Genomic DNA, 2158 nt, shown 5'->3' with positions numbered 1-2158 from the left:
CAATGATACGGCCGGAACGAAAAGACGCCATCATCACCCTGCTTCTCGGAATTCTTGAGGATGATGTGGATGAGATTGTGGATTCGTTCATCCAGCTGGGAGTGAATATTGATGACAAATCCATTGATGCGTTCAAGGATGATCTCTATGGTATTCTTGCAGAATATTCCGGCTCCAGTATTGAACATTTTGATCTCTCCGGTCTGATGAACCAGATCCCCGTTCTTCTCAACCGCTACCGCCTGCAGGTGCCGATGAACCTGATGCAGGTCATCAAGGTAATAGCGATGGTGCTTGATACCGGCAGGTGTCTGGACCCGGATTTCCATTTCTCAACCGAAGTAGGACCATATATCAAAGAGATGGAGATAGAACGCATATTATCACGGGACACCATCCGCTACGTGGCAAAAGAGGCCATGGACATCGTGGACGATATGCTTTCAGTGCCAAAATCACTCAACCGGGCGCTGACCAAGGCAACGGACGGCAGCATCAATATCGATGTGGCAGCTGCCGATGTCCTGCACCTCTCCCGGTCGATTGACCGTGCCTCCAACAAGATGCTGGTCGGACTTGTCATTGGAGCGATCGTCGTCGGGTCGTCGATGATGCTCTTTCTCTCCCCGGAAGAGACATCCGTGCCGTACCATCTTGCACTCTTTGGCTATCTCTCCGCATTTGTTATAGGAGTGTATTCTGTCTATCGTATCTGGAAGATACCCGGGTATGAGTGATGGGTGTCTTTGCACCCTGACGCTGTCTTTTTTTATCCATTCCGTACTGCGTCTGCAATCCAGGCGCCTGCTTCACGGGTGCCAAGGGAGCCGCCGAGGTCCACCGTGGTCTGTTTTGCTGCAATGCTCTGTTCAATGGCTGCAAGGACGCCTGCGGCCGCTTCCGGTTCGCCGAGGTCTTCAAGGAGCAGGGACCCTGCCCATATGGTTGCAATGGGGTTTGCCCGGTTCATGCCTTTGTATTTGGGTGCTGAGCCGTGGATGGGTTCAAAGAGTGAGGTGCCCTTTGGATTGATGTTGCCGCCGGGGGCGAGGCCCAGGCCGCCCTGTATCATGGCACCAAGGTCCGTGATGATGTCGCCGAACATGTTGGGGGCAACGACCACGTCAAACCATTCGGGGTTCTTCACAAACCACATGGTGATGGCGTCAACAAAGGTGAACTCGGTTGCCACCTCGGGGTAACGGGCGGCAGTCTCTGAAAAGACATCACGCCAGAGGCCGTAGACCTCGGTCAGGACATTGGCCTTGTCCACACTGGAGACCTTATGATCCCGCTTCATTGCCGCATCGAAGGCATACTTCATGACCCGTGATGAGCCTTCGCGTGATATGACACCGATCTGGTAAGCAATCTCCTCGCTGTCAGACTCAACGTCAAGACCGAATTTTATGGAGTAGATGTCACGTATCACCTCAAGGTCGCGGTGCTCTTTTCCGGTGAACCGTGAGCCGATGCCGACGTAGAAGTCCTCGGTATTCTCACGGACGACGAGGAAGTCGATGTCTTCCGGGCCTTTCCCGGCCAGGGGCGTCTGGGTGCCTGCCAGCATGCGCACCGGCCGGAGATTGATATACTGGTCAAAATGGAATCTGAGGCCGAGGAGGATGCCCTTTTCGAGTATCCCCGGTTTGACGCGGTCGTCGCCGATGGATCCGAAGTAGATGGATTTGAAGGCGCCAAGTGCCTTCAGGTCATTTTCGGTGAGGAGGTCACCGGTCGCAAGGTAGCGGTCCGCCCCGATATCGAAGTCGGTCCAGTCGATGTCAAATCCATATTTTTCTCCTGCTGCGTCGAGGACCACCTTTCCGGCGTCCACAATCTCAGGGCCGATGCCGTCCCCGCCGATGGCGGCTACTTTGTACATGTTTATATCTCCGTGAGGTTCTTTGCATATTCGACAAGCCCGCCCGCATCGATGATTTTGCACATAAACGCAGGCACAGGTTCGACTGCGAGGGTGCGTTCCCCTGCTGTCAGGTATCCCTCGTCAAGGTGGAGGGTGATCTCTTCATCCTCCGTGATGCTGTCTGCCTCCGGGCAGATGACCGGCAGGATGCCGGTGCTGATGCAGTTGCGGTAGAAGATTCGTGCAAAGGATACGGCAACGACCACCTGCACCCCGGCGCCGCGTATGGCG

At 54.9% G+C, this 2158-nt stretch carries 1 protein-coding gene and 2 pseudogenes; 1 reads left to right on the top strand and 2 read right to left on the bottom strand.

Going from position 1 to position 2158, the window contains the following annotated elements; genetic code table 11:
* Positions 1-737: pseudogene (locus MKMG_RS11300) on the top strand (hypothetical protein); the annotation flags it as partial.
* A gap of 32 nt (positions 738-769) precedes the next feature.
* Here MKMG_RS11300 and MKMG_RS11295 read toward each other — a convergent pair.
* Both MKMG_RS11295 and MKMG_RS11290 read right to left on the bottom strand, forming a co-directional pair.
* The gene (locus MKMG_RS11295) at positions 770-1885 is read right to left on the bottom strand and encodes an isocitrate/isopropylmalate dehydrogenase family protein (RefSeq protein ID WP_165078043.1); all 1116 of its coding nucleotides are present in this window, start codon (positions 1883-1885) and stop codon (positions 770-772) included.
* A gap of 2 nt (positions 1886-1887) precedes the next feature.
* A pseudogene (locus MKMG_RS11290) lies at positions 1888-2158 on the bottom strand (3-isopropylmalate dehydratase); the annotation flags it as partial.

It is taken from the genome of Methanogenium sp. MK-MG (genome assembly GCF_009914725.1).
GTDB lineage: Archaea > Halobacteriota > Methanomicrobia > Methanomicrobiales > Methanomicrobiaceae > Methanogenium.
The sequence above is the reverse complement of the archived record's forward strand: the minus strand, read 5'-3'. Positions and strand labels throughout refer to the sequence as shown.